13 protein-coding genes and 4 pseudogenes are annotated in these 18,184 nt (G+C 68.6%); 10 read left to right on the top strand and 7 right to left on the bottom strand.

The genetic code is table 11. The features are described from left to right. Nucleotides 1-1,191 precede the first annotated feature (1,191 nt). Complete coding sequence (locus tag ACFVS9_RS17810) at nt 1,192-1,677, bottom strand: hypothetical protein (RefSeq protein WP_389933319.1); 486 nt, start codon at nt 1,675-1,677, stop codon at nt 1,192-1,194. A gap of 516 nt (nt 1,678-2,193) precedes the next feature. On the opposite strand from ACFVS9_RS17810, the gene ACFVS9_RS17805 reads away from it, so the two are divergent. Further along, complete coding sequence (locus tag ACFVS9_RS17805; RefSeq protein WP_389933317.1) at nt 2,194-4,149, top strand: DUF6461 domain-containing protein; 1,956 nt, start codon at nt 2,194-2,196, stop codon at nt 4,147-4,149. A 561-nt stretch (nt 4,150-4,710) separates the two neighbouring features. Then, entirely contained in the window at nt 4,711-4,896 is a 186-nt protein-coding gene (locus ACFVS9_RS17800) for a hypothetical protein (RefSeq protein WP_389933314.1), read from the top strand. 341 nt (nt 4,897-5,237) lie between these two features. Here the strand turns inward: ACFVS9_RS17800 and ACFVS9_RS17795 are convergent, their stop codons facing one another. Then, entirely contained in the window at nt 5,238-5,603 is a 366-nt protein-coding gene (locus tag ACFVS9_RS17795) for a hypothetical protein (RefSeq protein WP_389933311.1), read from the bottom strand. Between the two features lie 204 nt (nt 5,604-5,807). Between ACFVS9_RS17795 and ACFVS9_RS17790 the strand changes: the two genes are divergently transcribed. From ACFVS9_RS17790 to ACFVS9_RS17770, 5 genes and pseudogenes are all read left to right on the top strand, one after another. Further along, nucleotides 5,808-6,113: a hypothetical protein gene (locus ACFVS9_RS17790; protein WP_389933308.1), complete on the top strand. Its 306-nt coding sequence runs from the start codon at nt 5,808-5,810 to the stop codon at nt 6,111-6,113. Then, a complete protein-coding gene (locus ACFVS9_RS17785; protein WP_389933305.1) occupies nt 6,110-6,925 on the top strand; it encodes a hypothetical protein in 816 nt (271 codons plus the stop codon). The genes ACFVS9_RS17790 and ACFVS9_RS17785 overlap by 4 nt, the downstream gene beginning before the upstream one ends. Before the next feature lie 247 nt (nt 6,926-7,172). Then, entirely contained in the window at nt 7,173-7,574 is a 402-nt protein-coding gene (locus tag ACFVS9_RS17780; protein ID WP_383112927.1) for a roadblock/LC7 domain-containing protein, read from the top strand. A 110-nt stretch (nt 7,575-7,684) separates the two neighbouring features. Next, nucleotides 7,685-8,315 (top strand): annotated as a pseudogene (locus tag ACFVS9_RS17775) (response regulator). Between the two features lie 33 nt (nt 8,316-8,348). Continuing rightward, nucleotides 8,349-9,188, top strand: coding sequence for a DUF1963 domain-containing protein (locus ACFVS9_RS17770; protein ID WP_389933302.1), 840 nt, complete (start codon nt 8,349-8,351; stop codon nt 9,186-9,188). 7 nt (nt 9,189-9,195) lie between these two features. On the opposite strand, the pseudogene ACFVS9_RS17765 reads toward ACFVS9_RS17770, so the two are convergent. Next, nucleotides 9,196-10,328 (bottom strand): annotated as a pseudogene (locus ACFVS9_RS17765) (IS630 family transposase). 53 nt (nt 10,329-10,381) lie between these two features. Then, on the bottom strand, nt 10,382-10,765 hold the full coding sequence (locus ACFVS9_RS17760; RefSeq protein WP_384126615.1) for a hypothetical protein: 384 nt from the start codon (nt 10,763-10,765) through the stop codon (nt 10,382-10,384). Between the two features lie 1,028 nt (nt 10,766-11,793). On the opposite strand from ACFVS9_RS17760, the gene ACFVS9_RS17755 reads away from it, so the two are divergent. From ACFVS9_RS17755 to ACFVS9_RS17745, 3 genes and pseudogenes are all read left to right on the top strand, one after another. Beyond that, nucleotides 11,794-12,120 (top strand): DUF6221 family protein, encoded by a 327-nt coding sequence (locus ACFVS9_RS17755; RefSeq protein WP_389933298.1) that lies wholly within the window; start codon nt 11,794-11,796, stop codon nt 12,118-12,120. After that, a complete protein-coding gene (locus ACFVS9_RS17750; RefSeq protein WP_389933295.1) occupies nt 12,117-12,539 on the top strand; it encodes a DUF6221 family protein in 423 nt (140 codons plus the stop codon). The genes ACFVS9_RS17755 and ACFVS9_RS17750 overlap by 4 nt, the downstream gene beginning before the upstream one ends. Nucleotides 12,540-14,060: 1,521 nt before the next feature. Continuing rightward, a pseudogene (locus ACFVS9_RS17745) lies at nt 14,061-14,979 on the top strand (IS5 family transposase). Nucleotides 14,980-15,337: 358 nt separating this feature from the next. Here the strand turns inward: ACFVS9_RS17745 and ACFVS9_RS17740 are convergent. The 3 genes and pseudogenes from ACFVS9_RS17740 to ACFVS9_RS17730 form a co-directional block, all read right to left on the bottom strand. Beyond that, complete coding sequence (locus tag ACFVS9_RS17740; protein WP_389933292.1) at nt 15,338-15,715, bottom strand: hypothetical protein; 378 nt, start codon at nt 15,713-15,715, stop codon at nt 15,338-15,340. A 761-nt stretch (nt 15,716-16,476) separates the two neighbouring features. Then, nucleotides 16,477-17,161 (bottom strand): annotated as a pseudogene (locus ACFVS9_RS17735) (transposase); the annotation flags it as partial. Nucleotides 17,162-17,313: 152 nt separating this feature from the next. Further along, on the bottom strand, nt 17,314-18,144 hold the full coding sequence (locus ACFVS9_RS17730; RefSeq protein ID WP_389933290.1) for a helix-turn-helix domain-containing protein: 831 nt from the start codon (nt 18,142-18,144) through the stop codon (nt 17,314-17,316). Nucleotides 18,145-18,184 lie beyond the last annotated feature (40 nt).

Genomic DNA, 18,184 nt, shown 5'->3' with positions numbered 1-18,184 from the left:
GTCAAGTCCGGTGATGGCATGTCGCCGCTCGCCCGAACCGGCCACGACGTGGTCCGTAGAACCCACCGTTGTGAAGATCGATCTTCATGAGCCCCTGGAGGGTCGTCGACCGTGGGGCTGCACGCGCCCGTCCGAGTGCCGTCGCGTGGTCGGTGAGCGCCGAGGTGAAGTGGCAGCTCACCGGGCGTGGTTCGGGCCCGTGGCCACGGATCCATCGCGACCCGCAGGGCCGCGAGACGCGGCGCGTGCGGCCGGCGGCCTGCCCGGGGACGTCCTCGTCGGGTGGGCCCGGTCCGGCCCACCCGAGAAGGTGCCGGCCGGTATCGCCCCGTGTTCTCAAGATGTACACAACCCGGGCACAGCGTGCCTGGCCTACGGCCCTTCCGGGCCCGGACCTCATGACCGCGCCGCACCCGCCGACGAAGGCCGTTCAGGACCCGGATCCGGCAGACAGGTCTCCGCGACCGGGCGATCGGGGCACTCGGCGGCTTCCCTCAGGCGCTGTTGTCCGAGCGCCGTCCCCTCCGAGACACTTCCTGACAGCGCGGGGACCTGGCCACCACCACCTACTTCCGATCCGCCCCCTGTCACCATCGCCCGGGAGACCGTCCCGCGCGCCGCGACGCCCCGGCCGCAGCGCCCGGCGGACCGCTGATCGCGAACGAACACCCCACGACCGGCCTGGTCCTGGCAGGCCGACCAGGACATCCACCACCCGCCCCGGCCATGTCGTCGCCGTGCTTCACCTCGACGGCACCTTGGCGGCACCCGAACTCCGAACCAGGCGACGCCGCCGGACGCACCGTCACCGGCTCCGACGGGCAGACCGCGATCGTCACCCATGACGTCATGTCATTCCGATCATTCCGACGCACTCACTGACACGTTCCTGTTGCCCGATGCACCACTGACACGTACCCGTGGTCCGACGCACCCACTGACTCATGGCGTCGGCCGGGAGCTCTGCGACGGCATCGTCGACGTACCCCGTGGTCATCGTCCGGAGCATGGCGGTGGCGCGCAGGGCCAGGGCCGAGGGAGCCGAGCGGGGTCCTATCTCGAACCGGTCCGGCTCGGTGGCCGCCCCGCCCGGGAGCTGGAGTCCACAACGGGAAACGGCCGTGAAGAAGCCGGGTGGCCGAGTTCCTCCGGGCGAGTCGAGTGCGTCGCAGACCCGTGATTTTCGCGGTCCTACCAGGAGAACGCGTAGGTCCGGACGGGGTCGAGGTGAAGTTCGCAGGGCCCGTAGCAGTCGGCCGCGAGAGTCGCGACCGGAGCACCGCAAGGACAGCTCCGGTTGAGCCCCTTGTCGCCTGAGGGACCGCAGCACCCCCTGCTGCGCGCCCAGTCGGGCAGCGGCCGAAGGCTTGCGGCGTCGTCAGGGTGCACCAGCACCGTCTGCCGGGTTCCTGCCGAGGTGACGAAGCCCTCTTCTCCACAGACGAGAAATCCACGCGACTGAGCGGGCTTCGGGCTCCCCTGATCGTCCTGCACCACATAGGGAGCTCCCCAGGGCTCGGGATCGATCGCGTAGTGACCCAGGGGAACGGTGGAAGGCGCCCGGCGTGTCTCCCTGTCCCGGTCGCGCTCGTCGTCGGAGACGTCCGGGACGGCGGTGAGTTCGGTCAGTTCCGGCGTCATCGCGGTGCCGCACGCGGAGCAGTGGAAGACGGTCATCCCCTTGTTGTATTGCGCAGGGCTGCTGCTTTGCATCCTCATTTTCCGCCGGTCACCGCCGACGCACGCGGCGACGTCACCAGAGTCGGGCACGCCGGGATGGGGCGGGTAGCCCTGCGGGGCCGCGAGGCGGCGTGTGGCGGTGATCCTCCGCTCCGCACCGGTGAGACCGGCCTCGATCACAACTGTCACAGCTGTCACGGCTCACGGCCCACGGCTCACGGCTCACGGCTCACGGCGATCTCGCCGAGCCGGATCTGCCCCTGGGCGTCCTCGAGCCGGACGAGACGGTTCTCCCGAGGGGACGTGGCCCGACCTCCCTCACGTGGGGGTGACCCTTCACGTGCGCCCGACGGCCTTCGGGGTGGGCCCGACGACCGTCGGCCCCGTGAGCTGTCGTCCGCCGGCCCCGTGAACTGGTGCGCGGCCACAGTGCCGGGCCGGTTGTCAGTGGCACCCGGCACGATGAGATCAAGCACGACACGCCTGCGACGCCCAGCACAAGAAGAGGTCATCATGCGCGAGATCATCCAGTTCAACCGCCTCTACGCAGACGAACAACTGCGCGCGCCCTCAGGACGGTTCGTCCTCCACTACGACGCGGCGGGCGTCGCCGTGATCACGGACACCGAGCTGGACGAGGTGACCTGGCGGGCGGGTGCCGCAGGCCGACTGCTGCTCGGCGACCGCGGCGAGGTCCAGGTCGAAGCCGGGGAGAATCACGACACCGTCTGGCGCTCGGGTATCGCCGCGCCCGGTGCCCATGTCCTGATCCTCACCGACGCGGGGGACCTGGAACTGCTCAGCGGCGAGCATGTGCGCCTGTGCAACTCACGCATCGGTCCCGTCGAAGCGCTCGCGCTGCGGGACAGCGCGCCCGCGGCCGCTATCACCGCCGACAGTTACCTGCTCAGCGAAGGAAAGAAGCGCAGGACCGTCGTACGGGAACAGGACGGTTGGCTCCGGATAGGCGAACACTGGCCGAATGGCGGCGGCGGGAGCTACGCCCTGGCCGGGCCCTTGGTCGACTGGCTGGAGCAGGAGGGCACCGTACTCGGCTGGCTCATGCTCCCGGTCAACGGCACCGGGGTGAAGGCCCGGACGCTGTGCCTGACGGACGCGGCGGGCACCGTCCTGTGGCACGAGGGCAACCAGAGCCCGGCCACACCGGTGTCCGCAGGAGCCCCCTACACCTACGGCGGACCGGAGCTCGGGGCCGGCGGACGCCTGCGCCACCAGTCGTTGACCTCCCCCTCCGGCTCACACACCCTGGCCCACCTCGGAAGCGGCGACCTGGTGCTGCGCTGCAACGCCGAGCACCGCGACGTGTGGTCGACAGGCACACACTGGGCCGACGGCGGTTGGGCCGAACTGACGGCCGACGGCGACCTCGTGGTGCACAACCCGCACGGCGCGCCCGTCTGGCGCTCCGGAACGGACGGCTCGGGCGCCCGGCGGCTGGTGGTCCGGGACGACGGGCGCGTGGAACTGCTCGACATGGAGGGCCGGGCGGTGTGGTCGGCGGACACACAGACCTCCTGTGGCGCACCTTCCGTGGACACCCCGCGCGGCGCCGTCATGCTCAGGGGGCAGACTCTCCGCCAGCACACCCTCACGTCCGCCGACGGCAGCACGGTGCTCGGCCACCACGACGACCGACGCCTGGTGCTGTTCGGGGCCGACGGCACCTGGCTCTGGTACGCACACCTTGGAGAGGCACAGCGACCCGGACTGCACCTGGACGAGGACGGCATGCTGCGGATCCTCGACGACGACACCGAGCGGCCCCCGCTGGCCGGTCCGGCCGACGAACTGCGCGTGGAGAGCGGAGAAGTCCTGCTGCGCCGCGCGGACGGCACGCTCGTGTGGCGCAACGGCGAAGAGGTGACGGAATCAGGAGCCGCCGCGCAGGAGCCGGCCGAGGACTTCGAGGCGTGGATGGATGAGCTGACCGGCCTGGCGTACTACAGCGCCGCCGTCGTGCACGACACGACACCCGACGACGCCTTGGTGCGGCTGGGCGCCGACCCGGACCAGATCCGAACGGGCACCTGGGAGGACCTGCTGACGCAGAGCGAGATCGATGACGCCGGCATGGATGACGTGTGCCTGGCCGCCTTCGCTCTCGGCCCGCACACGCTGCTCGTCGAGGACAAGGGCCACCCGGCGACCGACAGTTCGGCGCTCTCCCAAGGCACCTTCGCCGTGTCCTGCTCCAGCAGCATCAACGCGGACACCACCTTCCTGGTCTACCGCGACGGAGAGGTGGTGGCCGACCACTCCGAAGAGGGGGCCGAGGAACCGACCACCCGGGAGGTCCGAGCGGCCTTGGAGGCGATGGGCGCGGACGATCCCCAGGAGGCCGCGTTCGACGACACCCTCGAACTCCTCTGCCGCACCGCCGGGGTCCGGCCCACGGTGACGGACGTGACCGGCACCGCGCGGTGGGTGATCCTGTCGGCTCTCGGGTGAACCGCCGTACGTGAGGACGGGGGAGGGGCGGCTGTGCTGGCGGACCGTTGTACGCGTTCCTCGGCCTCTGGCCGTACGCGGCACCTGTTCCGGGCGGCCGCGACCGCGACCGCGAGCGCAGTGGTGCGTGCCGACGGCGTGGCCGCTCCCGGCGAGGTCGGCGGGGGAGTGGTTGCCGTTACCGCGTCGGACCCGTAACCAAGCAGGTGAAGCCCGGCGGCTGCCGCTGGTCCTGTACGGGCCGACCGGGCACGACCATGGGGATCGAGCAGGTCGTGTTGACGGGCAAGCACAGCGAGCAGGAGGCGACACGGCGATGGGTGTGGCACCTCGTCATCAATCGTGCCGACACGCACGCGGCCTTGCGCAAGCAGGTGAACGCCACCTTCGCCGCCACGAGGAGATGCGGTGGGTACCGACACGCCCGGTGCGTCCGGCAGCCGAAAGTACGGCGTATCCGGAGCCCAGGCATGAGCTGGGCTTCTCCGTGAGCCGACGGCGGGCGACAATGCGAATCAGCAGGGGCCGGAAAAACGGTTCAGCCGGACAGGCGGGGGAGACATGATCTTCATCATTTCCATGGTGATCATTTTTGCGGTCGCGGTCGGGGCGTGCCTGGTCGCACTGCGGCGCAGAAGCGGCTCGGGGGAGCGAAGGGCACTGGAGCACGGGGCCGCGGAGCAGGGCCTCGCGCAAGGACTGGGCGCGGCGAACGCCGGGAACCAGAACACGGGGACCTGGTCCTGAGCCGCGGCCTCGGACGGCCGACTGCTCCCCAGCGTGCCGTCAGGGGATAACGTCCGTGCCCGGCTTCGTTCCCTTCCCGGCCGACATGACGGAGGGCCGTCTGCCGTCGTCCGGGAATCACAAGGTGCCCGCTCCTGCCTGAGCCCGGCAGGGCCGGCCGTCTCGTCGGTTCGACCGGTCGGCCGCGTGCCCGTCGGGTGGAGCGCCCGGGGGAGTACCCGGTGACGCCTCCTCGGTACCCGGCGCGGGTCCGGCTTCCGGCAGACGTCCACCGGCCCCGCGCCTCGGGGTGCGCCGCGGTGGTAGTCCCGCGCGTCACGGAGGAGTTGCCGCACGGCCGGTCAGATGTCCAGGGAGGACTCGATCCGCTTCAGGCTGTGACGGGCCAGGGCGAGGTTGCTTCGGCCGCGGTCGAGCGCGAGGTAGAGGAAGAGACTGCCGCTGCTGCTCGCGAGGGGGCGTATGAGGTGGTACTGCAGGCCGAGGGTGATCAGGATGTCCTCGATGGTGTCCTGCATGCCCAACGCCGTCAGCGCACGGATCTTGGCGCGGACGACCTCGGTGTTGCCGGCCGCCGCCATCTCCAGGTCCAGGCCCGCGTCGCCGCCGAGCGTCCCCAGGGACATACCGCTCTCGTAGTCGACCAGGGCGACGCCCAGGGCCCCGTCGATCGCCATGGCTTCCTTGAGTGCTGTCTCGACGGTCATTGCGCTGCCTCTCGGTCACGTTCGCGCCGTATCGACTTCATGTCATACATCGGCGTCATGTCACAAAAACATCCAGAAGCCCTGTCTCGAGCTTGATCTTTAAACTACTGTGCTGACTGTCCGAAAGTGAAGCCTCGGGAGGGAGGGACGGGACCAGTGTCCTCGGTCGAAGACTCTTTGGGTCGCCTGCTTCAGGTGCCCGGAGTGACGGGAGTTTCCCTGGTGGACGGGGTCTCCGGGTTGTCGTACGGTGCGGCGGGCCCCCAGGACCTCGGCGCCGACGAATGCTGCCGACTGGCCGTACTCGTCGATGAACGGCTACATTCAGCCGGTGCCGAGGGCGAGTTGGAGACGGTGGTCGTCACCGGCGCCCGGCACCAACTGGTGCTGCGCGTACTGCCCGGCTGCGGCGACCCCCTGCTGCTGGTGGTGGCCCTGGAGCGCGAGCGCGCCAACCTGGCCCTGGTACTGCGCCACCTCGACCTCTACCCGGCCCAGGAGGCAGCGTGACCACCCGGGCGGACGGACCGCGCAACGTCTCCGCGGTGCTCAACACCCTGCACGACCAGAAGCGCGACGGCACGGTACTCGTCGCAGGCGCGCCCGGTGGTCAGATACATGTACGGCAAGGGCTTGTCGTGAGCATCGACACCCCCGGCGCCCCCGGCGCGGAATCGATACTTCTCAGATCGGGGCGCGTAGCGGACACCGCCTGGACCACGGTCCTGGCAGCCTGCCGCGACGAGGAGGGCCGACTCGCGGACGAACTGTCGGCCCGCGGCCTGCTGACACCGACGGAGTTCGAAGTCCTCTGCGTGGCAGCCGTGTTCGACGCCGCCTTCGCCCTCGCCCTCGCCCCACCCCAGGGCTGGGAGGTCACCGGGCCGGTCCCCGTGCCGGTCAGCGGCCCCGGGCTCGCCCCTCGGCGGATCGCCGCGGAGACCACCCGCCGCCTCGCCACCCTTGACGGCCTGTGGATGCCGGCGAGCACCCTCGCCACTCTGCGCGTCCAGCCCGCCGAACCGGTCCCCACCCTGCTCCCGTCCCGGTACGGGACCCTGCTGCGGGCCGCCAACGACCGGCGCACGCCCCGCGATCTGGCCTTCGCCCTGGGGCGCGGGACATACGCGGTCATGCTCGACCTCGCGCGGATGCACACCCTCGGCCTCCTCGAGGAGACCACTGCCGTGAAGGACACCCGCCCGAGCACGGCCCCGCGCGCCCCGGCCCCCGAAGCCCGCAACGCTGAACCCGCCCCCGTGGTCACCCTGCCCCGGCGCACTCCCGGCGCCCACCAACTGGGCGGAACGGACCGCTCGTGAACGCGCGCCGCCGGACACAGGCCAAGGCCCGAAACCTGCTACTGGCCCGCCGCCTCAAAGCCCACGGCCGTGACCGCCGGCCGACCCCGCTGCCGGTACGCCGCCCCGGCACCCTGCCCCGTCCGCCGGACGGCGTCGACGCCCACCGGCCCGACATCAGCGTGCTACGCCGCGTCCACACCCGACTGATCAACAGTCCAGAACCCTGACCTCCTCTGGACCACTCTTCCACCACACCAGGAGCTACATGTCCGGCACCTCGCACCCCGACCCTCTCGTCGAGATCATGACCTCTCTGCGGGAACGGGTCATGGGAGTGCACGACCTCGTCCTGTCGACCGGCGACGGCCTCCTGGTCGCAGCGGACGCCGCGACCGTCCACCCCGAATCCATCGCGGCGCTCTCCGCCGCCACCCTCAGCCTCGGCCAACGCCTGGCCCACGAAGCCGAAGGCGGCACACTCCGCGACGTCACGACCCGCTGCGCCGGACGTCATGTCCTCATCCAGGCCGTCGGCGACCGCGCCCTGCTGACGGTCCTCGGCGATGAGGGGCTGGACCTCGCCCTTCTGCACCTGCACATGCCCGCCACCGTCGACCAACTGGTGCACATCCTCGACCAGGACGCCCCCTCGCCCCAGGCCCGCTGACGCGAGTCGCAGAAGGCCGAGAGACAAGCATTTCTCCCGCACGAGCGAGGTGTTGCTGCGCTGAGACGCTGGGGACGGAAACCTTCAGCGTATTGCTGGCCGACGACCATATGATGGTGCGAGCCGGGTTCCGCTACATCCTGGAACACGCGGACGGTATCGAGGTCGTCGGCGAAGCCACCGACGGCCCCACCGCGGTCGACATGGCAGCCCGGCTCGCACCGGACGTCGTGTGCATGGACGTACGGATGCCCGGAGGCGACGGGATCGAAGCCACCCGCGCGATCGTGTCGACCGGACCGGAGGCCCCATCGGTCCTCGTCGTGACCACCTTCGACCTGGACGAGTACGTGTTCGGAGCCCTCGAGGCCGGCGCCGGCGGCTTCCTCCTGAAGGACGCCGACCCCGACGACCTGATCGACGCCGTCCGCCGCCTCGCCGACGGCCGCGGTGTCCTCGACCAGACCGTCACCCGGAGGGTCATCACCGAGTTCGTCCGCCGCACACCCCCGAGCGGCGCACCACTCGTGACCGGCCAGGAACTCACCCGCCGGGAGACCGAGGTGCTCCAACTCCTGGCAGGAGGACTGTCCAACGCCGAGATCGCCGACAAGATGGGTGGTCGAAACCAGCACCGTCAAATCCCACCTCGGACGGGCCATGACCAAAATCGGTGTCCGGGACCGCGTACAGGCCGTCATCTGGGCCCACCAGCACGGCATGGTCCCCGGGAGCCCCTGAACCCCGCTCCCGGACAGCCGCTAGGTTCCTCGTATGAGACCCGAGATGCTCGACAAACTGAACCGCGTCCGTACACAGGCCCTCGCGAGCGGTGTCCCGTCCCCGGACGTGGAGAGGTGGCTCGCCGCCGCTCGCCCGTGCGCGACCCTCGCGACCGACGTGGACGGCCCGGTCGTCGGACGCCTGGGCGGCCCCGTGCTGCTGCCCGCCGACGCCCCCGACATCCCGGAGCGACTGCGCCTCATCGCCTCCTTGGACCTCGCGGCGATACCCGAGGCCGCGACGAACCTCCCCCTGCCCCCCGACGGCCATCTCCTGCTGTTCGCACACATCGACGTCGAGGAGTGCGACGCCTCGGGCGAAGCACTGTACGTCCCGGCCGGTACGCCCGTCACGGAACGCCCCCGGAACCACGGGCCCGCATCGAACCACCCGTGGAGCGACACGGACCACCTCCTGCACGGAGAGCTACGGCTCCAGTACGACGTCTCCCTGCCGGACAACTCGGTGCTCTACGACCCGGCACGGCATCCCCACGCCGCGGAGCTGCGCCGGGCATGGTCGCAGGTGCGCTACGAGGACTGGGGGCGCCTGAAGGGGACTCATCTGCAGATCGACGGCTACTCCACCGACTCCTACGGTGAGGCCGACCCCGTCACGGCGTCGGCATCGTGGGCGGCCGAGGCTGCGGGGGAGGCGCAGGACCGTGGGGCCGGGCCATGGGAGCTGCCCGGCCCCGAGGACTGGGCGCTTCTGGCCCAGTGGAGCGGCCGCATCGACGGTTACGTGTACTGGACCATCGCCAGGAAGGACGTGGCAGCCCGGCAGTTCGACCGGGCGAGCGTCCTCGGGTTCTTCGAAGGCCCGCTCTAGTGTCGCATCAGGCAACGTTTGCCCTGTCGATGACGGTCCGTAGGCGTTGGTCGTTGGCGTGGCGGTTTCGCCAGATGATGTAGCGGCGGATCATGCTGCCCTGCTCTTTGTGGTCGGCGTGGTCGGTGCCGTCGAGGGTGAAGTAGCGCAGGGCGGTGAACTGGGCTTCGATGCGGTTGAGCCAGGAACTGTTGGCCGGGGTGTAGGCCATCTCGACGTTGTTCGTCGCGGCCCAGGTGCCGACGCGCTGACACTTCTTCGTGGTCAGGTGGGGTGAGGAATTGTCACTGATGATCGCGATCCGGACCTGGGGCGGGTAAAGGCTGCGGAGATACCGGCAGAACTCCAGGAACCGGGTCCGTCTCTTGACCGGCTTGATGTGGCCATAGAGCTTGTCCTTGGCCAGGTCCAGGGCGGCGAACAGGTGTCGCACTCCGCCGTAGCGGTTGTAGGTGGCCCGGCGTCGTCGGCGGGGTTCGCGGTCAGGGTCCTTGCGCTTGCCGCCCCGTTCGGCCCACTGCCGACTGGATGCGGCATCAGATTGAGGGGCCCGAACTCGTCGACGCAGAAGACGACTTCGGTTTCACCGTCATCGGGTACGACCTCGCCGTCGGCGATCGCGTAGAGGTGCTCGACGCGGGCCTTCTTGGCCGCGCAGTCCGGATCGCGGGAGGTCTTCCACGTCTTCAGGTGTTGAAAAGAGACGCCTTCCTCGCGGAGCAGGATGCGCAGGCCCTCGTGGCTGATGTCGTCGACCACCCCCTCGGCGACCAGGAAGTCCGCCAGCTTGGTCAGACTCCAGGTCGAGAACGGCAGGTCGTGCTCGGTCGGCTTGGACTTGGCGATCTTCTTGATCTCGCGGCGCTCGGGCAGCGTGAACGTCTTCGGCCGGCCGCCGGAGTACTTCGGATACAGCGAGTCGAAACCGTCCGTGTTGAAGTTGTGGATCACGTCCCGGACGCGGTCGTCGCTGGTGAAAGACACCTCGACGATCCTCGCCGCCGGCATCCCCTGCGCGGACAACAGCACCATTTGGGCCCGTCGCCAGGTCACCACCGACCCGGTGCCCCTGCGGATGATCCGCAGCAGCCGTCTGCCCTTGTCGTCATCGATCTCACGGACCTGTACACGTCCAGCCACGTGATCATTCTGGCCTGGCCAGCCGCGCAGGGAACTACCCACGCGGCGGACTGCTACGAGGCAAACTTGGTCAGCGCGCGGGTTAGTTCGGCGTCGTACTGATCGGCGTCGAAGTGAAAAACCGGAGGGTGCGCCTCGTCAACGGGTACCTGCCAGTCGGACCACTCCACGATCCCACCGTGACGCTGCACGAACACAGACAAATAGCCACAGCATCCGCCCGTGCACTCGGGCTCACCCAGTACTACACGACGTCCCTCGCCGATCGCCCAGAGTGGCCCCTGACCCTGGGCCGGCAACGCCTCCTCGACAAACGGGCCGCGGCCTCCCTCTCCGATCGCCGCAGCTACCACTTCCTCGCCATCGATCCGGAAAGACAACTGGGCAGCCCATCGGGGTCCCGGTGGCAACACACTGACCTCAAGCCGATTGAACACCCAGGCACCCTACGTGAGTACTGGCCGACACAGTTCCGTTCCTACGACTGGATGTGGGCGTCTGGCCGACTGCCAGTCGACGCCCGAAGAGGCGAACGTTGCCTGATGCGGCACTAGAAACCGATCCGTGGAACGTCACCCCGTCCTCCCTCCGCGTGGGGGTGCGTGCACGCAGGCGGAGGGGCAGGGCACGCGGGAGGCCGGTCGGGCCGCGGAAGCACACGGCTCCCGGGCAGGGACCGTACCGCGCCATCACTCGCGCAGGGGTGGTACGGAGGACGGGGCCCCGCGTGAAGCACGGTCGCGGTGGGAGCCACACGCCCAGTGGGACACCCGCCCCACCCGGGTTACCACCTTGCCCGGTCGGACCCGCGATGACGCCGGGAACGGACGGTGCGCAGGTCATCCACGCGTGACGGTAGGTCGATTCCCGCAGGCACATGCCGGACAGATCAGCTGCCACTCCGACAGTGAGTCTTCCGACAAGGCGTCGGCCGCACCGCCTATCAAGGCGGCTTCCGCTTCCACCCTCTGCTGTGTCTCCGGCTCACACCGGCGAGGCACCATCGGGCCGAGCGCCCTGGAAACGCCCGCGATAACCCCGGGAGCAGGACCCGTCCTGAACTCTCGGAGCTGGTCAGGGGCGTCGCACGAAGAGGATGTTCGCCATGCGGGACAACGCTCACCCGTGCGGCCAAAGGCAACGAGGGCGCCACGGTCGAATAAGATGACCGACCAACCCAGGAGTCCTGCATGATCAAGACCGACCACCTCGAGCAGGTCGCCCACGAAGAGCTGCGCTACCCGTGCGGCGACGTGTACGAGACACGCCGGAGCCCGGTCCGGGACCAGTGGCTCATCCAGTGCGACCACATCAGGGAACGCGTCAAGGCCCGTACCCGCTTGCCGCGCCGACCCCACGGGACGGCTACCGGTCCAACCTCTCCGACCTCGGTATCAAGGTCATCATCGGCATGGACCCGGAACAGCCATGCGCGCGCCGGGCTCAACCACTCAAGGAGCTCCGCATGACCCTCGACCTTGTGGTCTTCATCCGGTCTCGTTTCGACGAGGAGCTGGAGAAGGCCCGCTTCGCCGGCAACGTGGTGCTCACGCAGCCCGAACGCTTCGGTGTCGCACCCGAGGACGCCGCCAAGCACGCTCGCTTCTCCGTCGCCGTCGCTGAAGCGCGCCTCGCGTTGCTTGACGACACCGTGGCGCCCTACCTGGGAACCGCAGGGCTGTCCGGCCGGAACGCCGAATTTCAGCTTCGGCTGCTTGCCGCACCCTACGTCGAGCACCCCGACTACCCACACGACGAGGACCCCGCCAACCGGCCCGGGAGCACTGCATGACCGCCGACCTGATGGCCTTCCTCCGAGCCCGGCTCGACGAACGGGAGGCGGCCGCTGTTGCCGCCGGCGGCAAGGGAGAGGCCTGGCAGGCATGGGGGACGGGCATCTACTCCGCGGCGTCCTCGGACGATGACGTCCCCCCTCTGGTCACTGCCGGCCCGGAGTTCGGCGGCTCCGACGAGGACGCCGCCCGCGTCGAACACATCGCCCTGCACGACCCAGCACAGGTATTGCGTGAGGTTGAAGCGACACGAGGCCTGCTGAAGCAGTACACATCGCCCGAGACGAGTGAAGGGCTTCCGGACGCATTCAATCGCTACGCGGCCAGCATGCAACGCATGGCCGTCGACATGGCAGTGCGCCACCTCGCGCAGGCACATGCCGACCACCCGGACTACCGGCCCCAGTGGCGCCCGTAGCCCCACACCCGTGACCGCCGCCTCTGACCCTGGGGGCTTTTCGTCACGACTTACGAGGTTGATCATTATTGCTCGGGCCAGCCAAGGCGCCGGAGGGAAAAGCCCTGCCCTCGTGATGCACGGCACCGCCACCGAGGCCCTACACGACTGGTCGGGGGCGCCTCTACGACACTGCGGCTGCCACGCAGCCTCCGACGATGACGAGAATCGGCTCACGACGCTGTGCGGCTTGACCTGGTCGGAGAGGAACGGCCCCCCGAGGCGGCCGGTTTGCTGGCAGTGCCGGCGGGGGCTCAGCCCGGTGCCAAACGAACCTGCGGAAGACGGCGACCACACACCGATACACGTTGCCGCGTCCCGAGGGCTGCGGACAGCTGTACGGCCGTGGCTACGACGCGAACCGCCACGACCCCGGCAGTCGCGATGCCGGGGTCGTGACGTCGTCGCCGGCTCGCTACCCGAGCCAGAAGACGTCAGTACGGAGAGGTTGGGCAGGGCGCAGTCGGCGCAGTTGACCAGACCCTTCGGACTGAAGTCCTTAGGCGGGTGTGGCCCCCGCGAACGAGACAGTTGCGTTCAGATCACACCAGGTGGTCGATGTCCCACCGGATTCCGCACGGTTGCCGAAGTGGCGGTAGGTGCCGTACCCGGGCTTGTAGCAGTCGACGACCCCGGTGAAGGCCGCACCCGTACACCTGATGGAGGCGCCGCGGTGTCCTCCACTTCCGGTCAGATAACTGGGAGAGCTACAGGAAAGCGCCGACGGGGAGGCTGCGGCCTGCGAGGCCACCCCCAACAGTCCTCCGCCCGCCAGTGCGAAGGAAGCGGCGACAGCACCGACACGGTAGTAAGCGCGCACGTTCGTCTCCTCTGGAGCATCAAACAGAAGCGATTGGTCAGACCCAGCCTGATCGACCTCGTACCGTCCTACCAGGGCGCCCCGGAGAATAGGCTTAAAACCGTCATGAGCCCATTTACGCGACAGGTTGAGTATGGGTGATCGCAGTCGGCGGATACGGCGGTGCCGCCTGGTGTCCAACCGAGCCGGGCGATGTTCGGGACGCGCAGATGTCGCGGCGGTCTATTCACCCAAATAGGTGAGCGAGAGCTGGCCAACGGAGGCGTACATCCTCGACATCCGCATCGTCCGCGCTCCAGTGGCAAACGCCCCACACGGGCCTCTGAGGTCCGGGGAGGGGATCCGGACCGGATACGAGCGCGACCCCTGCCCTCACCGCATCGACGAGAACGGCGACGACTGCGGCCCGCTGGGAGGTGCTCCTGGCCGAGGCGGTCACGAAGCCGGAGCAGGGAGATCGGTGTGAGATCACCGGCGGGACGTGTTTCTGGGGCGGCGGCACGATCGCCGCTGCCGCGACCGGGACGCCGGTGGCGTAGGAGACTGAGGCTTGGTCCTGGTCCTTCGTGCTGTGGGGCGGCGGCACCGACTAGGCACTGTTTCTCGGATCTCACGACATGGGTGGGGAGTTGGGAGCCAGGCTTACTTCAAGGGTGGTGGGAATGACGAATGCGGAGTGGGATCGGCTCGAGTCGTTCCTGCCCCCTGGTGGTGCGCGGGGTGGTCGTGGAGTGACCACCGGCGGGTGATCAACGGGCATCTCTACCAATGGCGGACCGGGTGCAGTAGCGGGATCTGTCCCCGCGGTTCGGGCCGCCGTGAGAGACGGTCCACAAACGGCATCGTCTCTGGTCAGCCGATAGGACCTTGCAGATGCTGCTGTCCCGCGTCCAGGCAGCCCAGGACGCGACGGGCGGGATCGACGGGGACGTGCCGGTGGACTCGGTAGCGGTACGAGCCCATCAGCACGCCGCCGGTGCGAGGAAGGGTGTCCCCCCGCCGCCGTTCCTCAAAAGGGGGCAGAGCAGGGGACGAACCACATCGATCCAGTACTGCGGAAACGGGTCGCCCGGTTGGAGGTGGTGGTCAGATCAGGGGGTGCCTGGGGAGTTTCCGCGGCGGATTCACCACCAAGATCCACCTCGTCGTCGAGGGGCGATGCCGGCCCCTCGCGTTCGTTCTGACACCCGGACGCCACAGTGACGGGCCCCAGCTTTAGCGGGTCCTGGAGCAGGTATCGGTGTCCCGAACCGTAGTCGGCCAGCCTCGTACCCGGCCCGACCGCGTCCTGGTCGGCAGGCGCACACGTCCCGCAGAAACCCACTGGTACCTGCGACGCCGCAGCATGCTGCGCACCATTCCCGAATGCCTCGACCAGCAAAGACACCGCAAGAACCGAGGCTCCCGAGGGGCCGCGCCACCGGCTTCGACAGCGAGCCCTGCAAGAAACGCAACATCGTCGAGCGCACCATCAACCGCCGCAAGGACTTCCGGGCCGTCGCTACCCGCTACGAGAAACGCGCCTTCGTTTACCTCGGTACCGTCGCGTTCGCAGCCCTCGTCATCCGGCCTCGAACATGATCCAAGAAGCAGTGCCTCACCATGGCCGCAGGTGGGCGTAGTCGTAGCCATTGTCGACGTGGAGTTTGCCGGGCCTGCGCCGTCGCCGGCCGCGACGCGAGCGGATCGATGGGATGCTCTTCACGAGCAGGATCAGGGTCTGGCTGGCTGTCATTCAGGTCGGCCTGCTGTCCAAGCGGGGTGTTCGACGGCAAGTTGTGTACCGGCGCGCCCTAACGACCTCGTGCACGATAGGCGCCACCGCAGGCCGGTGGCTTGCACTGCCGCGACGCCCGAGCCGTTGACCTGCACGGACGCAGCGACGTCTCCCATCGTGCACGAGGTCGTCAATCATGCTGAATTACCCCCGCTACACAGATCAGGTGCTCTCTTGGCTGCGATGGGGGCACCGCACGTCGAGACCGGGCCACGTGTCGGACTTGAAGAGACCGCCCCATTTCTGCGCGGCCTTCTCGTCCTTCATCCAGGTGGCGCTGCATATGAGCTTGCCGTCGGGGCCGGTTTCCTCGGAAACCAGGATGGTCACCCACTCCGATCCGTTGATCGTGGTGGCGTAGTCGCGGATCGCCGCTTCCGCATCGTCGCTGGTGGCATCAGGCAGGTTCAAGTAGGCCGTGGCCGAACCATCCTTGTTGCTGTGCAAACTGACGGTGTATGACGGGTCTTCGCTGCCGCATGCGGTTAGGGAAGCGAGCAAGCTTGCCGCGATGAGCGCGGTGATGGTACTGGTGCGCACGGGGTCCTCAGGGTTTGCGTCGTGGAGAGATCATCATGACGCTCGCGAGGGCAAAGTGGAGGCACCGAGATGGTTCCGTGATCAGGGTGTGCGGACGTACGAGTTCGTGCATGGTGAACGGTGGTGTGGGCACTGTCGGCTCGTCAGGTCCTGTTTCTCGCATCATGTGCGGATCCGTGTGGCGAGGGGCTGCGAGTGTGATGGTGCCGAGGTAGATGTAGGCGCGCTTCTCGTAGCGGGTCGCGACGGCCCGGAAGTCTTTGAGGCGGTTGATCGTGCGTTCGACGGTGTTGGGCTTCTTGCAGCGCTCGCTGTCGAAAGCGGTGGGCCGACCGCCTCGTGAACCTCGGTTCTTCCGGTGTCCCTGCTGGTCGAGACGTTCAGGGATGGTGTGCCGGATTACGTGTCGTCGCAGGTAGCAGGCTGGCCTGCTGGGCGGATACCGGGTGTCAGCCGGATCGGTTGTCGTCCGTGGGGACGACCCGGAGGTCCTTGCCGTCCCGGCCGGAGAGGGTGCGGCGGTGGATGTCTTAGCCGTCCCACCAGGTGATGGTGGCTCGCCAGTGGGTGTCGTAGCCCTTGGTCCGCCCGATGAGGAAGAGCGAGTAGAAAACGCCTTCATCGACGGTCTGGGGCAGGCTCACTGAATGGCCCAGTTTCGCTTCGAGTTGACGAGCTGCCTTGTGCTGAGGGCTCCTCAGCAGATACGCGGCGGGAACGGGCTGGTTCAAGGGCAGGGTGTCCAGATCGACGGCGAGATACGAGCGTTCGATGACCCGTCTGCGGCGTTCCAAGCGTTTGCTGGACTCGCCCCCCTTGCGGGTGATGCGGACACCGACACGGTTGCCCCGTAGCCATTTCCGCAGGTGAGGAACGTCGTATGCCTTGTCCGCGTGGAGATGCCGGGGCTTGAAGCAGCGGCCGCGGTGGGGGTCGTGTCCCCTTTGGTGACAGGTGATCATGGGCTTCGGCGCGAGGCTGTCGCGGACGTCGGCCGCGCAGACGCCGACAAGGAGGCGCAGGCCGTTCGCGTCCGAGACGTGCGTCCTGGAACCCGGCTTGCCCCGGTCCACGGGTCTCGGATCTGTGAGTTCGCCCCTTTTCCAGCCCTCACGCGCGCGGAGTCCAGGACCGCGCGGGAGAGGTCGAGCAGGCCGGTGTCGTCCGGGCGGTACAGGATCTCCTCGCGCAGCCGGCCCCGGACACCGACTCTCGACCGGATCAGGAACCTGTGGTGGGCCGTCGACTTCGATATCCCGGAGCACGGTGGCAGGGCTCGCCAGGCGCATCCGCTGACCAGGTCGCAGATGATCGTGGCGAACAGCGTGTCACCAGGCGTGTCCTGGGCCCCACCGCCCTGCGGCCGCACCGTCGACGGCGGGATCAGTGGCTCCGCGATCTCCCACAGCCCGTCCGGAACACCCAACTTCACGTATCCCGCCCCATGACGAGCCAATCCCACATAGGAGACGGTCTCGGCGCCGTAAGCGGCGGTAGCGGCGCGGCGGGCCAGGTCGGCGGAGCGATCGGCAGCACGGTCAGCTGCCGTTCGCCGTATCGCTCTCCCTGTCGACGACGATGGGCAGAGCGATAGGGCCTCACACGTAGGTTCCTACCGTCGCCTGCCATGCGCCTGGGGGCACGCCCGTCGCCGTACGGAAGAACGCCGAGAAGTTGGATGCGTCGGGGAAGCCGAGTCCGCTGGCGCAGCGGGCCGCGGTGAGGCGGTCGTGTGCGAGGAGCCGTTTTGCCTCCAGGACGATCCGGTCGACGATGTACGCCTTCGCGGTGCGTCCGGTGGCTTGCTGCACCGCTCTTGAGAGGGTGCGGGGCGCATATCCCAGTGCGCGGGCGTAATAGCTGGCGTCGTGGTGTTCCCGGAAGTGCGCTTCGACGGCGGTCCGGAACAGTCGGAATACCGGGTTTGCCGGCCGCGCGTCGATCTGCGGTGGCCGGAGTCGGGCGATAAGTGCGGAGAGCAGGATCTCGGGCACCTCCGCCGCGGTGCCCCCGGGTGCGGCGGACGCTTCGAGGAGGAGGTGGCCGCGCGCAGCGTCGACGAAAGGCCAGTCGGCATCGGGGACGCTCCACTGCGCGACCAGGTCCGGGGACGCGACCAGCTCCCGGGTGGCGTGGGTGACCGGCGCGGTCGGGACGAACAGCACCAGGTCTCCTGTGAGGTCGGCGATGTCGTCCCATCGGTGTACCGCTCCAGGGGCGATCCATACGGCGGACCGTTCCCTGAGCGGCCGCCGGAGGAAGTCCACCGTGACTGCTCCGCGCCCGGCGTCGACGAGGGCGAGGACGTGGAAGTCGGCGCGCTGTGTCCCGCTGTCGTTCAGCTCGCGAAGGCGCTCGAACGTCAGCATCTCGACAGCGGCAGCACGGTGCCCGGCGGGCTGGTAGGTCATCTGCCGGATCACGGTCATGTGTCCAGTTTCCACCATCGGGCGACCAGTCGCGCCGATG

The organism is Streptomyces sp. NPDC058008 (assembly GCF_042886395.1).
Classification (GTDB): Bacteria; Actinomycetota; Actinomycetes; order Streptomycetales; family Streptomycetaceae; genus Streptomyces.
This window is presented reverse-complemented; position numbering and strand designations above follow the sequence as displayed.